This is a genomic window from Niallia sp. Marseille-Q9988, from assembly GCF_976954375.1.
In genome coordinates, this window is sequence record NZ_CDRJSZ010000008.1 from 167,466 (window position 1) to 186,797 (window position 19,332).

Consider the following 19,332-nt stretch of genomic DNA (forward strand, 5'->3'; position numbering starts at 1 on the left):
CATCGCCACTTCCATAAAAATAAATTAAAACCATTAGTATTATAACCTAAATACGTTAGAATAGCGAAAAAATAGTCATCGAATGGATGACTATTCTTCTTTTACGTATTTAATGACAAGATCTTGTCTAGAGGAAGAATCACCTAACTCTAATTTCTCATCATTGACAAAAACATCTACCTGACTATTTCCGATAATGATATTAGCTTCAGTCTCTTTTGATAGATCTACTTCTTTGGTATCAGATCCATCTTTTTCAAGAATACCTTGGAAAAACGAATAGTTCTTCCCATTTTGGATATCGACCCAAACTTTTCCAGTGGAAACAAGCTTCACAACAAACTTTTCCGCATTTTCTACCTCATAAGTAGTGGTTCTTCCCTCTGTTTCTTTTTTAGTAATCTCTTGTTTTGGTTTTTCTTCCTCTTCTACCTTTTTCTCTTCTTCCTCTACTACTTTCTCTTCATCTTTATTTGCATTCTCTTCTGTTGCTTTTTCTTGTTCTTTTTCATTTAATGCATCTGATTTCATATAAACAGAATTTTGTTCCGTATCATTACTAGACTGTTTTTCTGGATCGGAATCTTTTGCATACACAAAATACCAGAACAAAAAGGCGACAGCTAAAACCAATATAGCTATAAGTATAGTTGGCAGGATATCAAGTACCTTGGAACTTGCTCCGTCTAACGATCTCCTTGAGTTCACTCTCGATAAATTTTGCGGTAACTCATCATTTGCCGTTGTCGGTACTTCCTCTTTATATTCTTCAAATAATTCTTCTGGCACCAAATCGACCGCTTCAGCGTATTGTTTGATAAATGCCCGTGTATAAAATTTACCTGGCATCATACTATAATTACCTTCTTCAATGCCAACTAAATAACGGACTTGGATTTTTGTAATCTCCTGTAATTGCTCTAATGTTAGTCCTTTTGCTTCTCTAGCTTCCTTTAATCGATTTCCTAATTCACTCAAGATAACACCTTCCAACTTACTAAAAATCAAAACCCTCGAATTCACTTTCTATGGCAAGAGCATTCTTTTTATGAACGTCATAAAGAATCTCCTCACCCTGCTCATGTCTTAGTTCAATAATATAATCAAAATCGTCTAAAGTGTATTCTGTATTATGTACAAAGGCATCGGGATGTTCTACCACTTTGATACAGGGCAGGCGCATCACTTCTCGAATTACGGCCCAATGTCGCTCATTGATTTGCTTAGAAGATACAATTCCATCAATGATAAATAAATTGTTTTCATTATATTCTCCTTGCATTAAGGAATGGCGGATTGTCTGCTTTAACAAGGTGGAGCTTACTAAAAGCCATCTTTTATTTGCACAAACGCTGGCCGCAACAATAGATTCGGTTTTGCCTACACGTGGCATTCCTCTAATGCCGATTAGTTTATGACCTTCTGTTTTAAATAATTCAGCCATAAAATCTACTAACAATCCAAGCTCATAGCGAACAAATCGAAATGTCTTTTTATCATCCGCATCTCTTTGAATATACCGACCATGTCTCACCGCAAGTTTATCTCTTAAAGAAGGTTCTCTAAGCTTGATTACTTTTATTGTGTCCATAGTATAGAGAATAGATTCTAACCTTTTTATTTGTTCCTTATTTTTCGCTAACATTAATAAGCCGCGTCGTCCATCGTCTACCCCATTAATCGTAATAATATTGATAGAAAGCATCCCTAGTAAAGAGGAGATATCCCCTAATAGACCAGGTCGGTTTTTTTGAATTTCGTATTCTAAATACCATTCCTTCTGTTCCAAAAAAATCCTCCTACAAATATCAAGTGAAAATTTCTAGTCTTTTAATTTCTATCATATAGGAATAGTATAAATAATCAAGAAAAAAGGGATAAAAATAGAAAAAAAGATAGACTTTTTGCAGAAAAGCTGTTTTCTAGAAAAATGGTGCTTTATTTGAGGTTTAGTGGCGATACTTTCTTCTTGCACGGTTGTGATGATGGTTGCCCTTTATAGGTGCTTTTGCTTTGGGGAATGGTTGTATTTTTATTGGTGGTTTAGACTGGATTTCTCTGTTGCCTTGTGTGCTACTTTTTCTTGCTTTCAGGCTTAGAGACGCTCTCTCTGTTACCTTCCACCCTACTTTCCTTGCTCTCGGGCTTCAGAGACGGTCACTAATTCAGCAAACACCATCTACCTCCTATCCCCAACAGAAAAAGCTCGATAAATATTCCTCTATTTATCGAGCTTTTACAAACATTATTTTGTTCCGTTATTATGAACTAGTTTTACCATCATATTAGCGATTGCATGTTGTTCTTGTTCATCTGCAACTGACCATAGATCAGATAGAATTTTTTCTTGTTCGTTTTTGGGTTGAACTTGATTGGATAGGTAATCTCCTATTTGAAAAGCAAGATCTCCTATTACTGCTTGGTTCATTCCTTCATTTTCAGCATGATGAAGACGATCTGCTAAAAAGTCTTTCCATTGATCCCAATTTTCTAAGATGGACATATGAAATACTCCTTTCATTGCTTAAGTGTGCATTACATCATTATTTTGGATAGTTCCTGAAATAATATGCATGAAAAGCAATTGGAAAAAGTATTACATATGCCATCCTCCATTTAGGGAAAGAACTTGTCCTGTCATATAGGAGGATTTCTCTGATAATAAGAATGATATGCTTTCTGCCACCTCTTTCGGCCTTCCTACTCTTCCCATTGGGATTTCTTCTTCGATTATTTGCATTTCCTCTGACGAAAATGACTGAAGCATATTTGTTTCAATGGCGCCAGGCGCAACTGCATTTACCCGAATACCATTGTAGGCAAGCTCCTTGCTTAACGCCTTCACAAAGCTTATTTGTGCTCCTTTTACAGCGGAATAAGCCACTTCCATTGCAGCCCCTACCTGCCCCCATATACTTGTTATTACGATAATATTTCCACTTTGCTTTGAAAGCATTTTCGGTAATAGCTCTCTTGTTATACACATCATCGAATGAACGTGGACACTCCATAAATCCATCATTTCTTTATCCTGTAAATCTGTAAATAACCCGTATGTACTAATGCCGCTCGCATGAACAATGCCATCGATTGTAAAAATATTTCCGACCATTTTCTTATAAGCGTCTGGTTGTTTTAAATCTGCTTGAATGGGAACATATTCTCCCCCATATCCTGATAACGCTGCAAGTAACTTATCCATTGCAGGTTTATTTTGATGAAAATGTAAATAAAGGGAATACCCTTCTTCAGCCAACTGTTTCGCTATTGCTTGTCCTATTCCACCAGATGCGCCCGTAACTAAAATCCATTTCCCCATTCTTTTTTCCACTCCATATACATCCTTATTTATCTAAACAGCAACAGACACAAAGTAAGCCATCCTTTGTGTCTGCATTCCTATTATTTCGGCACTACTTGGCATGTCGTGATTCTGTCTTCCTCCAATAATTTAGTCGCCGCGTTTTTAATATCTTCTACTGTGATTTCCTCCACAGTAGGCACTACGTCAAATAAATTCATCTCATTAAATGCATAGCGGGTAAATTGGTTCGCAATATATTCTGGTGAATTAATTGCACGCAAGAATGCACCAATTTTCTTTTTCTTTGTTCTTTCTAATGTCTCGCTTGCAAAATCACCTGTTTTCGCCTTCATAAGGATTTCTTTGATTGCAGCCTCTAAACGATCAGGATCACTTGTATCTCCACCAATCATCGCAAATCCAAAGCCATGTTCCTGTGTATAATCATAGGAGAAAGTATCATCAATTAAACCTTCTTGGAAAAGATTTTGATAGTTCTCTGAGCTTTCGCTGAATAGGAAATCAAGTAATAAATTGATGCTCCACTCTTGTTTCATCATTTCTTTACCTGACTGCTCCACGTCAATCCCTTTAATTCCAACAAGACATTTAGATGTATGAACGTTCATTTTTAATACTTGTTTTTCCTTATTTACATGCTTCGGTTCTTCTTCAAATTTACGTTGGATTTCGCTATGATTCGTATATTCTTTTTTCCCTTGATTTTCTTTTATTTGCGTCATATATTCTTCTGGATCAACTGGCCCCACAATGAAAAGCAACATATTGCTTGGGTGATAGAATGTATGGTAGCACTCATAAAGCATGTCTTTTGTAATATGAGAAATCGATTCAATTGTTCCGGCAATATCAATTTTCACTGGATGATTGACATACATATTTTCAATTAAACCAAAATATAGGCGCCAATCTGGATTATCATCATACATGGTTATTTCCTGACCGATTATTCCTTTTTCCTTTTCCACTGTTTTTTCCGTAAAATAAGGCTCTTGCACAAAGTTTATCAATGTTTCTAAATTATTGGCAACATTGGATGTGCTTGAGAATAAATAGGCCGTTCTTGTAAAAGAAGTAAATGCATTCGCACTTGCTCCCTGCTTGCTGAAATCTTGAAAAACATCTCCATCTTCTTTTTCAAAAAGCTTATGCTCCAAGAAATGAGCAATTCCATCAGGGACTTGTGTGAAATCAGAACCATCAAGGGGAACAAAGGTATTATCTACCGAACCATAGTTTGTTGTAAACGTACAAAATGTTTTATTAAAGCCTTTTTTTGGTAAAATATACACTTTTAGACCATTCGCTAATTTTTCATAATATAACTCTTCTTGCAATTGAGCAAATTCTATTTTTTCCATTATGCATTCCCCTCCGATCCGGTTAAGAAATAAACAGTATCCAATTCGATTTTCTTGGCAGCTTCGATAATCTCTTCTTTAGAAACTTTACTCATCTGCTGCAGCCATTCGCCCATTTCGATATATTTGTCACTTACACTATTGTGATAGAACAACTCAATCATCCCACGGGAGGTATCTAATGTTTCCAGCATTTGATTATGAATCACTGCTTTTGTCTGCATGATTTCCTGATCAGAAAACTCTCCTTTTTTCATGAGATCCATTTGTTCTTTAATAATTTTCACTGCTTTCTCGTAGTTTTGATTATCAATCCCTGACATAACTAGCAATAGACCTTTATGGCTTTCGAGGCGACTTGCTGCATAATAAGCGAGGCTTTCTTTTTCCCTGACATTAATAAACAATTTTGAATGAGAGAAGCCGCCATATATGCCATTTAGTACTTGCAGCGCAAAATATTCAGGGTCCCCATAGACAATCTGAGTACGGAATCCCATATTTAATTTCCCTTGTTTAATATCCTGAACCTCGCGTACCTCCTTCACTTCTCTTGTTTCATGAGGGGTTCTGCGGTCAATGGACTTTGCGGTTCTTTCCTTAAACGGAAATAACTCTTCTATATAGGAAGCAACCTCTTCTTCATTTAGATCCCCCACCATATACAGATCTATTTGATCCTCTGCGAGTGCCTTTTGATAATAGGAATAAAGGGATTGTGGTGTGATGCTATCCACCTCTTCTTTTTCTCCATATACGCTTTGTGCATACGGTTCGTTTTCACACATTACATCAATCACACGTTGATTGGAATAACGCATTTTATCATCATAGATTGATTGAATTCTTTGCTTTAAAGCACGCTTCTCATTTTCTATAACATTTTGATCAAAACCATTGTCTGTGACATTCGGATGAAAAATAACCTCCGCTAAAAATTCCAATCCTTTTTTTAATAAAGGAGTCGGATCTGATAAAAATTTTTCATTCACAATTTCTAATGAAAACGAAACAATGTGATATTCGCCTTTTTTAGCAAGATCGATAAAAAAGGTCGCTCCATATAACTCTTCTATATAGGAACGAAGCTTTGCTGTTGTGGGATATTTCTCGGTGCTATTTTGCATCACATATGGAAGAAGTGCCCGGTGTGTTACATTTTCTTTTGTTATGGGGGTTCGCCATTTCACCACAATATTGTTTGTTTTAAATTTTTCTGTCTTTACTGTATGTAATTGAAAGCCACCATACTTCGTTATTTTTTCCGATGCTACACTCATAACATACCTCCTACGTATACTTGCACTAATCATACACTACTTACTAGTATTTACTCTATTTATAAGGTTATTCTTATAAAGGAAGGATTCGTTAATTTTCCTTCCACTTATGATTCTATTTCTCTTATTTCATTTCCTCCTTTGTCGTATAGTTTAAACTCCACATAAAAATACTTTCTCTTCTGACACCAAAAAGACGCATGAAACGACTCCAACAAAAAATGACCTAAACGACCTGATTTTTTTTAGTCGGATAAAAATAAAAAAGTGGTGTTCTGCTCATCTACTAAAAGCTGTTTAGATTATGCTTACAGAGCTCGCAGCACTTTCATAGTTCATACCAAGGTACGTATCATTCCCTCTAGAATCTTTTTCAAACCTAATAATAATGCCCTATCCTTCTCCATTGGTAAAACCAACCATTTTATTTGTTTTCCTTGCTAATAATGTTTATGCAATTTGTATTTTCAACATATCATTAGAATTACATCTATTTCAACCAAAAATAAAAATACACCCATTTGATTTATTCAATGAAAAAGTTCAAAAGATTATTTATTCAAAAATAGGAAAAAAATAAAGGAAGCGAAAAAGATGAAAAGGAGATAAATGTGATGCCAAAATTAGTTTTGATTCGCCACGGGGAAAGTGTTTGGAATGTAGAAAACCGTTTTACCGGCTGGACTGATGTCGAGCTATCTGAAACGGGATTAACAGAAGCAAGAGAAGCGGGGATGATTTTAAAAAGGAATGGCTTTTACTTTGATACTGCCTTTACTTCCTATTTAAAAAGGGCTATCCGCACCCTCTGGATTATCCTTGATGAAATGGACAGTATGTGGATTCCCGTCCATAAAACATGGAAGTTAAATGAACGCCATTATGGCGCTTTACAAGGGCTTAATAAAGCAGAGACAGCGGAGAAATTTGGGGAAGAGCAAGTGCAGCAGTGGAGAAGGTCCATGGATGTTCGGCCACCTGCTCTCAGTAAAGAAGATCCTCGATACACAATCAATGATCCTCGCTATGGGCAGCTAAAAGAAGGAGAATTTCCGTTAACAGAAAATCTTGCCGATACGGAAAAACGAGTTTTAACCTATTGGGATCAAGAAATCGCCTCAATGTTAAAGAGAAACAAAAAAGTTATCATCGCTGCACATGGCAATACTATTCGGGCTATTATTCAGTATTTAGACAATGTTTCATCAGATGGAATAGCCTCTTTGAACATCCCAACAAGCATTCCATTGGTTTATGAACTAAATGATAGCACCCTTAAACCTATTCGTCATTATTATTTAGATATGAACGGGGAAGTTCCAGCGAATGTCATTCCAAAACATATTCCAAGTGAATTATTGGATAAAGAAATAAAGACGAAAGCGATTAATACACATGAGGAATAAGAAATCATCGGTTAGGAAGGATTTTTTCCGAGAATAGGAACTAGGATGGAAAATAACTAAATAGAAGGTCTGTAAGAGCGAATAATTATCAAAAGTAGTTTTCATTCGCTCAGTGAACTGTGAAGAGACTCGGCGCTCTCCCCATGCAAAGCGAGCGGTCATATCAGAAATAGTGTATTTTAGCTGCGCGTAATAGCAACAAACTTTATGGAACATTATTTTCAAAAAAAGCCAAACAATTATACGAAAGTTTCGTGTAATTGTTTGGCTATAACTTGGGCTGGAGTACCTATGTCCCAGCCTCTTCTCATTTTCTAAAAATTCATATTATCTACTACCTTTAATATAAGGTACACCAGAAGCTTTCGGTGCATCTGCGCGACCAATAAAGCCAGTTAACGCAATAATCGTTAATACGTATGGTGCAATTAATAGATATACACTTGGAATGCTTTCTAAGAATGGTAAGCTGCTTCCAACAATACTTAAGCTCTGAGCAAAGCCAAAGAAAATCGCTGCACCCATTGCACCCAGTGGATTCCATTTTCCGAAAATAAGGGCAGCAAGTGCCATGAACCCTTGTCCACTAATTGTAGCGTGTGTAAAATCATTCGTAATAGACTGGGCAAATACCCCACCGCCAACTCCGCCAAAAGCACCTGACAGAATAACTGCGATATAGCGCATTTTTATTACGTTAATTCCCATCGTATCTGCTGCCATAGGATGTTCCCCAACAGAACGTAAACGCAAACCAAACGGCGTTTTATACATCACATACCATGCAATAATTGCAACTATAATTGCTAAGTAAGAAGTCCAATACGTGTTAGAGAAAAATAAATCACCTATCACAGGGATATCCTTTAATATCGGAATATCAATTTTTTTAAAGCTATAACGAATGGTACCTGTTTGTCCTTTTCCATCATAAATTAATTTCACTAAAAACATTGCAAGTCCAGCAGCAAGCAAGTTAATCGCTACACCAGAAACGGTTTGATCGGCACGGAATGTGATACTTGCCACGGCATGTAGCACAGAGAAAATCGCACCAACAACCATTGCAACAAGCAATGAAATCCAAGGTGTCCAATCACCAAGACTATCTGCAAAAGTTAAGTTAAACACAATGGAAGAGAAAGCCCCCATAACCATTAAACCTTCTAATCCAATATTTACAACTCCAGCTCGTTCGGAAAAGTTACCGCCGAGTGCAGTAAATATTAGTGGAGCAGCAAACAATAGCGAAGAGGGTATGACAATTAATAAAACATCCATTAATCCCATTTACTTCTCCCCCTTTTTACTTTTATTTTTACTTAATCTGTCCAGGAATAAGCGAATCATGTAGTTTGAAGCAACAAAGAATACAATTAAAGCAATGATGATATCCACCATCTCATTTGGAACACCCGCTTCAAGTGGCATATTTAATGCTCCTACTTTTAAGAAACCGAATAAGCAAGCAGCTAGCAAGATTCCCACAGGGCCATTTGCTCCAAGCAAGGCAACGGCAATTCCATCAAATCCTACACCTGTAAATCCACCTTTATTACTTACATATTCAAAGGTTCCTAAACCTTCCATCGCTCCTGCAAGACCTGCAAAAGCACCAGAGATAACCATGGATAGAATAATGTTGCGATTTACGTTCATTCCAGCATACTGAGATGCATTTTGGTTAAAACCAACCGATTTTAACTCATATCCTTTTACCGTCTTTTCTAAAATAACCCACATTAGAATCACACAGCCGATGGCGATTAAAATTCCCCAGTGAAGGCGAGAATAGTCCGTAATGCTAGCTAAAAAATCAGAGCGCAAGCTAGCAGATGGTGGAATCGTTTCTGTACGGTCTGCCTTATCTGTTAGGACATTTCGAATTAAATAATTGGATACATGTAACGCAACATAGTTCATCATAATACTTACGATAACTTCATGAACTCTAAATCTTGCCTTTAAGAAGCCTGGCACAAATGCCCAAAGCGCTCCAGCAACAGCAGCCGCTAATACAGCAAGTGGCAAGTGAATGATTTTTGGTAAATCAAAAGCAATACCTACCCAAACTGCAGCAAGCCAGCCAACGATTAATTGTCCTTCTACCCCAATATTAAATAGTCCGGTACGAAAAGCGAAGGCAACTGCAAGACCTGCAAGAATCAATGGTGTAATTTGACGAACAACTTCTCCAGTGAAATAGATTTCGCCAAATGCACCATTCCATAGCGCAGTATATGCTTCAACAGGATTGTATCCTGTTGCAAGCATTATAATTGTACCAACAATAACCCCTAATAATACGGAAATAATTGGAATGCTAATTTTCTTTATTGTATTAGACATTATTTCTCCACACCCACTTTTTTAGCTTTCGATCCTGCCATTAATAGCCCTAATTCTTGTTCTGTTGTTGTTTTTGGATCCACAGTTGCAATGATTTCCCCGTCGAAAATAACTGCGATTCGATCACTCACATTTAAAATTTCATCTAATTCGAAAGAAATTAACAAGACTGCCTTTCCTTTATCTCGTTGTTCAATTAAACGTTTATGGATAAATTCAATCGCACCAACATCCAGTCCTCTCGTTGGCTGAGCTGCTATAAGCAAATCAGGATCACGATCTACTTCTCTACCAATTATCGCTTTTTGCTGATTTCCGCCAGAAAGAGCTCTTGCAGGTGTGTGAATACTTGGTGTTCTCACATCAAATTCTTCAATTAATTCACTTGCTTTTTTCTCCATTTCTGTTTGATTCAAGAAGCCATAATTAGAAAATGGTCTTTTATAATACGTTTGCAATGCCATATTTTGGCCAATCGAAAAATCAAGTACTAAACCATGTTTATGTCTATCTTGCGGGATATGGCCAATGCCACTTTCCGTTATTTTACGTGGTGTTAGGACACTAATATCCTTACCGTTAAGGGTGATGCTGCCATTATTTTTTTTCATTAAACCAGTAATTGCCTCAATCAATTCAGACTGACCATTTCCGTCTACTCCAGCAATTCCGACAATCTCCCCTGCTTTTACATCTAGGTTGAGAGAATTCACTACATGAACACCACGATTGTCTTTCACCGTTAAATCAGAAATTTTTAATACCGTATCTTTCGGATTTGGGGCTTTCTTTTCTGTTTTAAAGGAAACTTCACGACCAACCATTAAATTTGCAAGCTCATTTGGGTTTGTATCTTTAACATTATATGTGCCGATACCTTCCCCTTTTCTGATAACGGTCACTCGGTCACAAACTTCCATAATTTCTTTTAATTTATGAGTAATTAAGATAATGGACTTTCCTTCTTCAATTAACTTGCGGAAAATGCCAATTAATTCTGTAATTTCCTGTGGTGTTAAAACAGCTGTCGGTTCATCAAAAATTAAAATTTCTGCACCGCGATATAAAGTTTTTAAAATCTCTACTCTTTGTTGCATCCCTACAGAAATATTGGCAACTTTTGCTTTCGGATCTACCGCTAGGCCATATCGCTCAGAGATTTCCTGCACTTCTTTTTCTGCTTTTTTTAGATCGATTTTTCCTTTGCTAACTGTTTCTTTTCCTAAAATAATGTTTTCCGTTACTGTAAAGGTATCAATCAACATAAAATGCTGATGGACCATTCCAATTCCTAAATCATTAGCAATATTCGGATTTGAAATATTAACGACTTTCCCACGCGCACGAATTTCGCCTTTTTCTGGTTGATATAACCCAAAAAGTACGTTCATAAGCGTAGATTTTCCTGCACCATTTTCCCCTAAAAGCGCGTGAATCTCACCTTTTTTAACTTGAAGGGTGATATTGTTGTTTGCAACAATACCAGGGAATTCTTTTCGAATATTTAACATCTCGATTACATATTCCATCTAATCCACTCCTTCTTACTTGCCTTACAAATTATAAAGCTAAAAAATACGTATGATGTCAAAGAAATAATGTTCTAAAACCATCCACAAAGAAATTATGTAATTTTATACCACGATAATTTCATCCTATAAAATTTTTAATAAAGACTAGAATAATACTTCTACTCTTTAGTTAAAATTCTATTTTTTGTCGTAAAAAAGGAATAAGTGTTTGCAATGCAAACCACTTATTCCTGGAAAATTAGCATATGCTATTTACTCAACAGTATCAGGAACAGTGTACTCACCGTTTTTAATTTTTGCAGTCCATTCTTCAACAGCTGCATCGATTTCTGCTTTGTTTTCTACTTCTTCATTGATTGCTGCAAGTCCAACACCATCTTCTTTTAAGCCGTAAACAGTAGTTTCGCCACCAGGGAAATTACCTTCTTTTGCTTTTGTAGAGATATCTTGTACTGCAGTTGAAACACCTTTTAATGCTGAAGTTAACACAATGTTATGATCCCCAACAGCACCTTCAGCTGATTGATCAGAGTCAACTCCGATTGCCCAGATGTATTTTTCAGGATCTTTTTCTTTTAAATCACGTGCTTCAGAGAATAATCCAGCACCAGTACCACCTGAAGCATGGAATACTACATCTGCACCAGAAGAGTACATTTTACTTGCAATTGTTTTACCAATTTCAGGTTTATCAAAAGCACCAGCATATTGTACATCTACTTCAATATCAGGGTCTACTGCTTTAACTCCATCAACAAATCCAGCTTCGAAGCGACCGATAACTTCTCCTTCAACCCCACCGATAAAACCGATTTTCTTCGACTCTGTTGCATGGGCAGCTGCTACACCAGCTAAGAAAGCAGCTTCTTGCTCTTTAAATGTAATACTTGCTACATTTGGTTGATCTACTACAGCGTCAACGATTGCAAAATGAGCATCTGTTTGTTGTTGAGCAATTTCTGAAATTGCACCTTCCATCATAAATCCAATACCAAATACTAAATCATTACCTTGGCGAGTTAAGCTATTTAAATTAGTAGCATAATCTGCATCTGACTGTGATTGTAGGTAATCAATACCATTACCTTTTGAAAGACCATTGTCTTCACCAAACGCTTGTAAACCTTCCCAAGCAGATTGGTTGAATGATTTATCATCAACTCCACCGACATCTGTTACCATTGCAACTTGAAATGAGTCTTTCTCTTTATCATCCTCTGCTGCATTGTCGTTACCTTTGTCATTACTTCCACAAGCACTTAATACAGTACCAGCAGCTAATACTAAAGATAGTGCTAAGCCAAATTTACGCTTCTTCAAAGCTTGTACCCCCTAGATTTTTTGTAATTTAAAGAACGTTTGTGATTAGTTTGTCCAGCCTTTACGAATAAATTCGTTTTCTTAATACTTGAAAGCTAAACTTATCTGATCGAAAGTAATTTACTGAATAAAGAATCGGTTCATCCTTCTCATCATAGTGCATCTGCTTTAGAACAAGCAGAGCAGTTTCGGGCTCACATTGCAGAATGGGAGATATTTTCTCGTGATATCCAATTGGTTCGATTTGTGCAACAGCGTATGTAATATGTCTTTGACTATCCGATTCCAAGAATTGAAAGATCGATTCTTGATCGTATGAAAAACGTTCAGGTAAGATTTTCTGTGGCAATTTATCAATACAATAAACAACCGGTTCGCCATTAGCTGTTCGAACTCTTTCAATAACGAGTAGTTCTTCCTCTTGCACAGTAGAGAAGCGTGTCGTATCTTCTTCAGTGGCAAACATCGTGTTTGAACTTAGAAATATGGTGCCTGGATTCATTCCTGCCTGCTTAATCATATTCGTGACACTATTCAATTGTTCGATGCCAGAATTAAACAATGGTTTACTGTTAACAAAAGTGCCAACGCCATGTCTTCTGACAATCACATTTTCTTCTTCTAATGTACGTAATGCCTCTCTTAAAGTGGCACGACTTACACCTAGAGTCTTTGCAAGCTCGAATTCTGAGGGGAATTTTTCTTTTTCTTTGAATATTCCCTTCTGAATATCTTTCTTTAGACGATCAACCACTTGCAAATATAAATGTCTCGTATCCGATTTAATTAGCATATGATGTTCCTCCAAACATTTCTAAGACATCAGACCTCTGATGTTCAATCATTCCTACTAATCGAAAATACTATAACACTTTTTGACTAATAAATAAATAGACTTTTAAGAATTTCGTCGAAAAAAAACAGAAATGAGGGATTGTTCGGAAATCAATCGGTTTCATTTGTATATTCCTGTAAAAATTCCAGGCATTTCTCCTCTTTTTCTTCCGCCACTCGAAGGATTGTTCCGAATATACGATAAAAAGAGAACCTGAAATAGGCTATACTATTTCAGGTTCTCTTCTTAAATATGATTATTTTCTATCTAATTTAAACAAAAATTTTCATACTAAAACTGCTAGGATTTTATTTAATCCATACTAATTTAGCTTGTTCTTTACTGGATGTTCATTTCTTCCGACCCCTTTGGGATAAGGACGTTTCTCGGTTTACTACCTTCATATGGTCCTACTACTCCGCGAGCTTCCATCTCATCAATTAATCTTGCCGCTCTTGTATAGCCGATACGGAATCTTCTTTGTAGCATACTGACAGAAGCTGTTTGCATTTCAACGATTAATTCCACCGCATCATTATACAATTCATCTTCAACTGCCCCTGTAACTTCGACAATTTCATCAGGAATCATTTCTTCTTGATATTGTGCTTTCTGCTGTCCAATTACAAAGTCAACTACTTCCTCTACTTCCTCATCTGATAGGAAAGCACCTTGCACCCTAACCGGTTTACTAGCCCCATAAGGGAAAAATAACATATCTCCCCTTCCTAATAGCTTTTCTGCTCCACCCATATCTAAAATCGTGCGTGAGTCTGTTTGAGAGGATACGGCGAACGCAATTCGAGATGGTATATTCGCTTTGATAACACCTGTGATGACATCAACAGAAGGACGTTGTGTTGCAATAATAAGATGGATACCCGCTGCACGAGCCATCTGAGCAAGTCTCGTAATGGCATCTTCTACATCAGACGATGCTACCATCATTAAGTCAGCAAGCTCGTCCACAATCACAACAATAAATGGAAGAAGTGGCTGCTTTTCCTGTTCTTCTGCATTAATGCGTTTTATATATTCATTATAGCCTTCAATATTTCTTGTGCCCGTATGGGAGAATAAATCATATCTTCTTTCCATCTCACTTACTACCTTCATCAATGCTTGCGATGCTTTTTTCGGATTTGTCACAACAGGTGCAAGCAAATGAGGCACCCCATTATACACATTCAATTCCACCATTTTTGGGTCAATCATCATCAATTTTACTTCATGAGGCTTTGCTCTCATTAAAATGCTTGTAATGATTCCATTAATGCAGACTGATTTTCCGCTTCCCGTTGCTCCGGCAACAAGTAAATGAGGCATCTTATTTAATTCTGCACATACTGCTTCACCTGTTATATCCCGTCCAAATGCAATCAACAGCTTGGAATCTGGCTTATCATTTTTACTAGATTCCAACACTTCTCTAAGGGAAACGACAGCAACTTCTGAATTTGGCACTTCTATCCCGATTGCTGATTTCCCAGGAATCGGCGCTTCAATCCGAATATCCTTTGCTGCTAATGCTAATGCTAAATCATCACTTAAATTGACAATTTTACTTACTTTTACCCCTTCACTTGGATGAACTTCATACTTTGTTACAGCGGGACCTAAATGAACCTCTGTCACTCTTGCTTTTACACCAAAACTATGAAAGGTTCTTTCTAGTTTAGCAGCATTTGCATGGATTTGTTCATATTCCCCACTCTGATCTGCCTTTCTTGGTAGCTTCAATAGTTTTAATGGAGGAAGCTTATAATCTTTATTTTCTAGTTCTGTAAATGTTATTGGAACAACAACATCCTCTTCATCCAGCGGTTCTTCCGTCTTTGAAACAGGCTCTTCCTGAATGATTTCATCTTGATATGCTCTCTCTGCAAATGTGTTGATAATTGGCTCTTGTATGTAGGGCTCTTCTTCTTGCGGAGTATTCACGATAATCTGCGGACTCGTATTTTCCTCCTGCTGATTGCTTTCTTTCTTTGCTTGTTTATCCGCTTGGCGTTTTTCCTTATTTTTTTGCATGGATTCTTTCCAATCTTTCAAATCCTGCACAAACGCCGACCATTGATCCTGAATAAAATTCCAAATACCTGATAATACCTTTTTAAAGGCACCACTTAAAGTTTTGCCTGTCAATAAGATAAAGCCAATCACAATCACAATAAAGCTGATGATTTGTGTACCTACTGTATCAAATAAATAATGGAATAGGGCAAATAAAACGGCTCCTATCATTCCACCACCAAGATCAATATTCGTAGCTTGTTTATCTACTTCCATCCAAAATAATTCCCATGTGTTATAAATTACACTTGGATTCGTAAAAGCTCCTTGACTGGCCAACAGTTTAAATAATGTCACATGGCTTAATAACAAAATAGCTGCAACAATTAAATAGATGCCATTCAATTTAGTATGAAACATATATGGTTTTTCTCGTTTCCACATTAAATAACCACCGTATACGATTAGTCCAATCAGACAAAGCATATACCACTCTCCGAAGAAGAAACGGAAAAAGGATACCATTGTTGCACCAACTGCACCAAGCTGTAGAATGGAGATAAAACTCAACGCCATAATGACAAGTGCTGCAAGTTCATATTGTATTGTTAATTTTAGCGCTTGTTTTTGTCTTTTTTTTCTTCTCTTCCTTTTCGCCATTTTATATCACCTAATATAATCATTTGTAATAAAGAAGCAGCCTTTAGGCTGCTTCTTTATTGATTACTATATTATACCATAGTTTAGAAAAAACAGATTATATGTTTGGAATTTTTGTTCCGGGCTGCATGCCTATATGGAGAAAATGACTAGGGTCAGTGCTAAGCACTCTCACCACTTCTAATTCATTTGCTTCATTTTTTGCTACTAATATAGGTATTCCATTATAATTTATAACTTGTTGCTTTTCATATATGTCTTGACTCATTGGAAAAATCAATTCTTCTGGCATCATTGTATACATAATCATTGAATAATCCCTTCTGTCTGTTCTTTATTTGCATCAATTAACTCATTGAGCTTTTTCATTGCATTTCCTACCCCACCAACATCATCTATAAGCCCCGAAGTAACAGCATCTATCCCAATTACATTTGTTCCAATATCTCTTGTTAAATTACCTTTTGCAAACATAAGATCTTTGAAATCTTCTTCGGTTATTTTGGAATGTTTTGTAACAAAATTAACGACTCTTTCTTGCATTTTATCTAAGTACTCAAATGTTTGAGGCACTCCAATAACGAGCCCTGTTAATCGTATTGGATGTATGGTCATCGTTGCAGTTTCTGCAATATAAGAATAATCACAGGATACAGCGATTGGTACACCGATAGAATGTCCTCCACCTAAGACAAGAGAAACAGTTGGTTTAGAAAGAGATGCAAGCATTTCGGAAATAGCTAACCCAGCTTCTACATCTCCTCCAACTGTATTTAAAATAACCAGTACCCCTTCGATTTTCGGGTTCTGTTCAATTGCAACAATTTGCGGAATTAAATGCTCATATTTCGTCGTTTTATTTTGAGGTGGTAATTGTAAGTGTCCTTCAATTTGACCAACAATCGTTAAACAATGTATTTTGGAATCCTGAGAAAGCTGTGGGACATTGGTTTGACCCAACTGTTGGATTTTTTCCATTAAACCACCTGTTGGTTTATCCTCTTTCGGCTGTTCTTCAGGCTGATTATTATTTACTGAAACCATGATGTTCTCCCTTCCTAAAACCATAATAATATTAGTATGAAGCGAGAGACACTATTTCATGCGGTTGAAATCAAAAGACAAATCGGGTTTATAGTAATGATGGAAGGAACAGCATTATAAAAGGGGTTATTTGAATCAATAGACGGGGAGCATTGCTATGGATGTATTTTTATTAGGGAGGGCTTGGAATAGTGGAGGGGTTTTAGCTATTATGAGCACTGCCTTTTTCTGGATGTCTCGATATTATGTGGTTAGATTTTCTTGATGAACACCATTTTATCTCACCTCTCACCACATAATGGTTTTCATCGCCTTTTGAACACCTCTTTTTCTTTCCTCTCTCCACATTAAAGTGTTCAACTCTTCCTCTGTTTACTAAGCCATTCCTCCATTACAAAAAAACAGCCCCCTAACCAAAGGAGGCTGTAACTTTTATTTTCTAACTGGTTTTACTTCCATTATAATCGGCAGAATCATTGGTCTGCGTCTTGTTTTTTCATATAGGAATTGGTTTAATGTATCTCTTATATCTTGCTTTATACCAGTCCAGTCAAAACTGTCCTTGCTGATGCTTTTTTCTACAATATCTCTTACTCGGTCAGACGCTTCTTCAAGTAATTTCTCTGATTCGCGAACATATACAAATCCTCTTGTAATAATTTCTGGACCAGCAGAAATCTTTCTCTCTATCTTATTTAAGGTTACGACAACTGTTAAGATACCATCCTGCGACAATAGCTTACGATCTCTTAGGACAATATTGCCGACATCGCCAACACCACTGCCATCAATTAATACATTGCCTGCTGAAATCTTTCCACCCACTCGAAGTGTATCTTCTTTGTATTCAAGAACCTCTCCTTGTTCAGGAAGATAAATATTTTGAGGAGCAACCCCACATTCGACCGCAATTTTTTCATGGGCTTTTAATAAACGATATTCACCATGAATTGGCAAGAAAAATTTCGGCTTCATCATATTAATCATGAATTTTAATTCTTCTTGGCTGCCATGATTGGAGCTATTAAATGTTTTATAGCCTGCAAGAAGTGTTGCACCAGCTCTATATAGTTTATCAATTGTTTTTCCGACAAACACTTCACTGCCTAAGAAAGAAGATGCTGCAAATAACACGGTATCCCCTTGCATAATGCTCACTTGCTTATGATTTTTTCTCACCATTTTTTGTAGGGCTTCAATTGGCTCCCCTTTTGTTCCAGTTGTGATAATGACCATTTGATCCTGTGCATACGCTTGAAGCTCATTATAGGTAACGATTGTTTCCTCATCTACTACTAAATACTGGTTCTTTATCGCAATCTGCAATACTCTTTGTAAATTTTTTCCGATAATGGCAACTTTGCGATTCGTTTTCTCTGCAGCGTCAATGATATGCTGAATTCGATTTAAGTCTGTTGCAAAACACGCTGCAATGACTCGGCCGTTAGTTTGTAAAAAGGCGTCAATTAAGCTTTGCGTTACGACAAAGTCTGTAGTTGAATAGCCTGGTTTATCTGCATTTGTACTATCAGATAATAATGCTAAAACGCCTTCTTCTCCAATTTTTGCCATCTCACCATACTCGGGCTTATATAAATCACTTGCTGTCTGGTCAAATTTGAAATCTCCTGTATGTACGATTGCACCTTCTGATGTATGAATAACGATACCAATACTATCTGGGATACTATGATTCGTCTTAAAGAAGGACACTTTTGATGAAGCAAACGTAAGAACTGATTTAGAGGTAATAATTTCAAATTGTGCTTGTCCTTTGAAATCCTGCTCTTTCATCTTTTCCTTTGTTAGTTCAGCTGTTAAAAACGTCGTAAAAACGGGCACGTCCAAATCTCTTAATATATAAGATAAACCTCCTATATGGTCTTCATGTGCATGGGTTAAGAAAATCCCTTTTACTCTGTCTTTGTTTTGCTTTAAATACGATATATCCGGAATAACGATATCAATCCCCAGCATTTCATTTTGTGGATACATTAATCCAGCATCAATTACAAATATGTCTTCATCTACTTCGACTACAAACATATTTTTTCCGTTCTCGCCCACTCCACCGAGTGCAACGAGCTTTATTTTTTCATTCTTCATAAATTTTTGTTTCCTCCTATGTTGAGTTAAGCCGACCATTGATCAGTTATGCTTATTATACTTGATGTTTAAAAATGTTTACAACCAATTTTATGAAATCT

The 19,332-nt window shown here is 36.6% G+C and carries 16 protein-coding genes; 1 reads left to right on the forward strand and 15 read right to left on the reverse strand.

Translation table 11 applies throughout. The annotated features are described in order from the left end of the window. Window positions 1-90: 90 nt before the first annotated feature. The 6 genes from ACWNMZ_RS16195 to yfmF all read right to left on the reverse strand — a co-directional run bounded on the left by ACWNMZ_RS16195 (window position 91) and on the right by yfmF (window position 5,966). Window positions 91-978: a helix-turn-helix domain-containing protein gene (locus ACWNMZ_RS16195; protein ID WP_031534607.1), complete on the reverse strand. Its 888-nt coding sequence runs from the start codon at window positions 976-978 to the stop codon at window positions 91-93. 19 nt (window positions 979-997) lie between these two features. Then, a complete protein-coding gene (locus ACWNMZ_RS16200) occupies window positions 998-1,789 on the reverse strand; it encodes a DUF3388 domain-containing protein (protein ID WP_031534606.1) in 792 nt (263 codons plus the stop codon). 456 nt (window positions 1,790-2,245) lie between these two features. Further along, entirely contained in the window at window positions 2,246-2,503 is a 258-nt protein-coding gene (locus ACWNMZ_RS16205) for a DUF3243 domain-containing protein (protein ID WP_031534605.1), read from the reverse strand. Between the two features lie 93 nt (window positions 2,504-2,596). Next, on the reverse strand, window positions 2,597-3,319 hold the full coding sequence (gene ymfI, locus ACWNMZ_RS16210; protein ID WP_235247670.1) for an elongation factor P 5-aminopentanone reductase: 723 nt from the start codon (window positions 3,317-3,319) through the stop codon (window positions 2,597-2,599). A gap of 83 nt (window positions 3,320-3,402) precedes the next feature. After that, on the reverse strand, window positions 3,403-4,686 hold the full coding sequence (gene yfmH, locus ACWNMZ_RS16215; RefSeq protein WP_251627948.1) for an EF-P 5-aminopentanol modification-associated protein YfmH: 1,284 nt from the start codon (window positions 4,684-4,686) through the stop codon (window positions 3,403-3,405). Next, window positions 4,686-5,966: an EF-P 5-aminopentanol modification-associated protein YfmF gene (gene yfmF / locus ACWNMZ_RS16220; protein WP_251627946.1), complete on the reverse strand. Its 1,281-nt coding sequence runs from the start codon at window positions 5,964-5,966 to the stop codon at window positions 4,686-4,688. The genes yfmH and yfmF overlap by 1 nt, the downstream gene beginning before the upstream one ends. Before the next feature lie 614 nt (window positions 5,967-6,580). Here yfmF and gpmA point away from each other — a divergent pair. After that, window positions 6,581-7,372: a 2,3-diphosphoglycerate-dependent phosphoglycerate mutase gene (gpmA, locus tag ACWNMZ_RS16225; RefSeq protein ID WP_251627944.1), complete on the forward strand. Its 792-nt coding sequence runs from the start codon at window positions 6,581-6,583 to the stop codon at window positions 7,370-7,372. Window positions 7,373-7,699: 327 nt separating this feature from the next. Here the strand turns inward: gpmA and ACWNMZ_RS16230 are convergent, their stop codons facing one another. The 9 genes from ACWNMZ_RS16230 to ACWNMZ_RS16270 all read right to left on the reverse strand — a co-directional run bounded on the left by ACWNMZ_RS16230 (window position 7,700) and on the right by ACWNMZ_RS16270 (window position 19,231). Then, window positions 7,700-8,662 carry an ABC transporter permease gene (locus ACWNMZ_RS16230; protein WP_251627942.1) on the reverse strand — a complete coding sequence of 321 codons (963 nt, stop codon included), beginning with the start codon at window positions 8,660-8,662 and terminating at the stop codon, window positions 7,700-7,702. Beyond that, window positions 8,663-9,721: an ABC transporter permease gene (locus tag ACWNMZ_RS16235; RefSeq protein ID WP_251627940.1), complete on the reverse strand. Its 1,059-nt coding sequence runs from the start codon at window positions 9,719-9,721 to the stop codon at window positions 8,663-8,665. It lies immediately after the preceding gene. Continuing rightward, window positions 9,721-11,250, reverse strand: coding sequence for an ABC transporter ATP-binding protein (locus ACWNMZ_RS16240; RefSeq protein ID WP_031534595.1), 1,530 nt, complete (start codon window positions 11,248-11,250; stop codon window positions 9,721-9,723). The genes ACWNMZ_RS16235 and ACWNMZ_RS16240 overlap by 1 nt, the downstream gene beginning before the upstream one ends. Before the next feature lie 255 nt (window positions 11,251-11,505). Further along, complete coding sequence (locus ACWNMZ_RS16245; protein WP_031534593.1) at window positions 11,506-12,573, reverse strand: BMP family lipoprotein; 1,068 nt, start codon at window positions 12,571-12,573, stop codon at window positions 11,506-11,508. 61 nt (window positions 12,574-12,634) lie between these two features. Continuing rightward, complete coding sequence (locus ACWNMZ_RS16250) at window positions 12,635-13,366, reverse strand: GntR family transcriptional regulator (protein WP_031534591.1); 732 nt, start codon at window positions 13,364-13,366, stop codon at window positions 12,635-12,637. Window positions 13,367-13,747: 381 nt separating this feature from the next. Further along, window positions 13,748-16,081: an FtsK/SpoIIIE family DNA translocase gene (locus tag ACWNMZ_RS16255; protein WP_031534590.1), complete on the reverse strand. Its 2,334-nt coding sequence runs from the start codon at window positions 16,079-16,081 to the stop codon at window positions 13,748-13,750. 97 nt (window positions 16,082-16,178) lie between these two features. Further along, window positions 16,179-16,391: a YlzJ-like family protein gene (locus ACWNMZ_RS16260; RefSeq protein WP_031534588.1), complete on the reverse strand. Its 213-nt coding sequence runs from the start codon at window positions 16,389-16,391 to the stop codon at window positions 16,179-16,181. Then, on the reverse strand, window positions 16,388-17,125 hold the full coding sequence (locus tag ACWNMZ_RS16265; RefSeq protein ID WP_031534587.1) for a ClpP family protease: 738 nt from the start codon (window positions 17,123-17,125) through the stop codon (window positions 16,388-16,390). The genes ACWNMZ_RS16260 and ACWNMZ_RS16265 overlap by 4 nt, the downstream gene beginning before the upstream one ends. Window positions 17,126-17,557: 432 nt before the next feature. After that, a complete protein-coding gene (locus tag ACWNMZ_RS16270) occupies window positions 17,558-19,231 on the reverse strand; it encodes a ribonuclease J (protein WP_031534585.1) in 1,674 nt (557 codons plus the stop codon). Window positions 19,232-19,332 lie beyond the last annotated feature (101 nt).

Coding starts and splice junctions, on each gene's coding strand:
- ACWNMZ_RS16205 (WP_031534605.1), bottom strand. CDS start 2,503: ATGTCCATCTTAGAAAATTGGGATCAATGGAAAGACTTTTTAGCAGAT.
- ymfI (WP_235247670.1), bottom strand. CDS start 3,319: ATGGGGAAATGGATTTTAGTTACGGGCGCATCTGGTGGAATAGGACAA.
- yfmH (WP_251627948.1), bottom strand. CDS start 4,686: ATGGAAAAAATAGAATTTGCTCAATTGCAAGAAGAGTTATATTATGAA.
- yfmF (WP_251627946.1), bottom strand. CDS start 5,966: ATGAGTGTAGCATCGGAAAAAATAACGAAGTATGGTGGCTTTCAATTA.
- gpmA (WP_251627944.1), top strand. CDS start 6,581: ATGCCAAAATTAGTTTTGATTCGCCACGGGGAAAGTGTTTGGAATGTA.
- ACWNMZ_RS16230 (WP_251627942.1), bottom strand. CDS start 8,662: ATGGGATTAATGGATGTTTTATTAATTGTCATACCCTCTTCGCTATTG.
- ACWNMZ_RS16235 (WP_251627940.1), bottom strand. CDS start 9,721: ATGTCTAATACAATAAAGAAAATTAGCATTCCAATTATTTCCGTATTA.
- ACWNMZ_RS16240 (WP_031534595.1), bottom strand. CDS start 11,250: ATGGAATATGTAATCGAGATGTTAAATATTCGAAAAGAATTCCCTGGT.
- ACWNMZ_RS16250 (WP_031534591.1), bottom strand. CDS start 13,366: ATGCTAATTAAATCGGATACGAGACATTTATATTTGCAAGTGGTTGAT.
- ACWNMZ_RS16255 (WP_031534590.1), bottom strand. CDS start 16,081: ATGGCGAAAAGGAAGAGAAGAAAAAAAAGACAAAAACAAGCGCTAAAA.
- ACWNMZ_RS16260 (WP_031534588.1), bottom strand. CDS start 16,391: ATGATTATGTATACAATGATGCCAGAAGAATTGATTTTTCCAATGAGT.
- ACWNMZ_RS16265 (WP_031534587.1), bottom strand. CDS start 17,125: ATGGTTTCAGTAAATAATAATCAGCCTGAAGAACAGCCGAAAGAGGAT.
- ACWNMZ_RS16270 (WP_031534585.1), bottom strand. CDS start 19,231: ATGAAGAATGAAAAAATAAAGCTCGTTGCACTCGGTGGAGTGGGCGAG.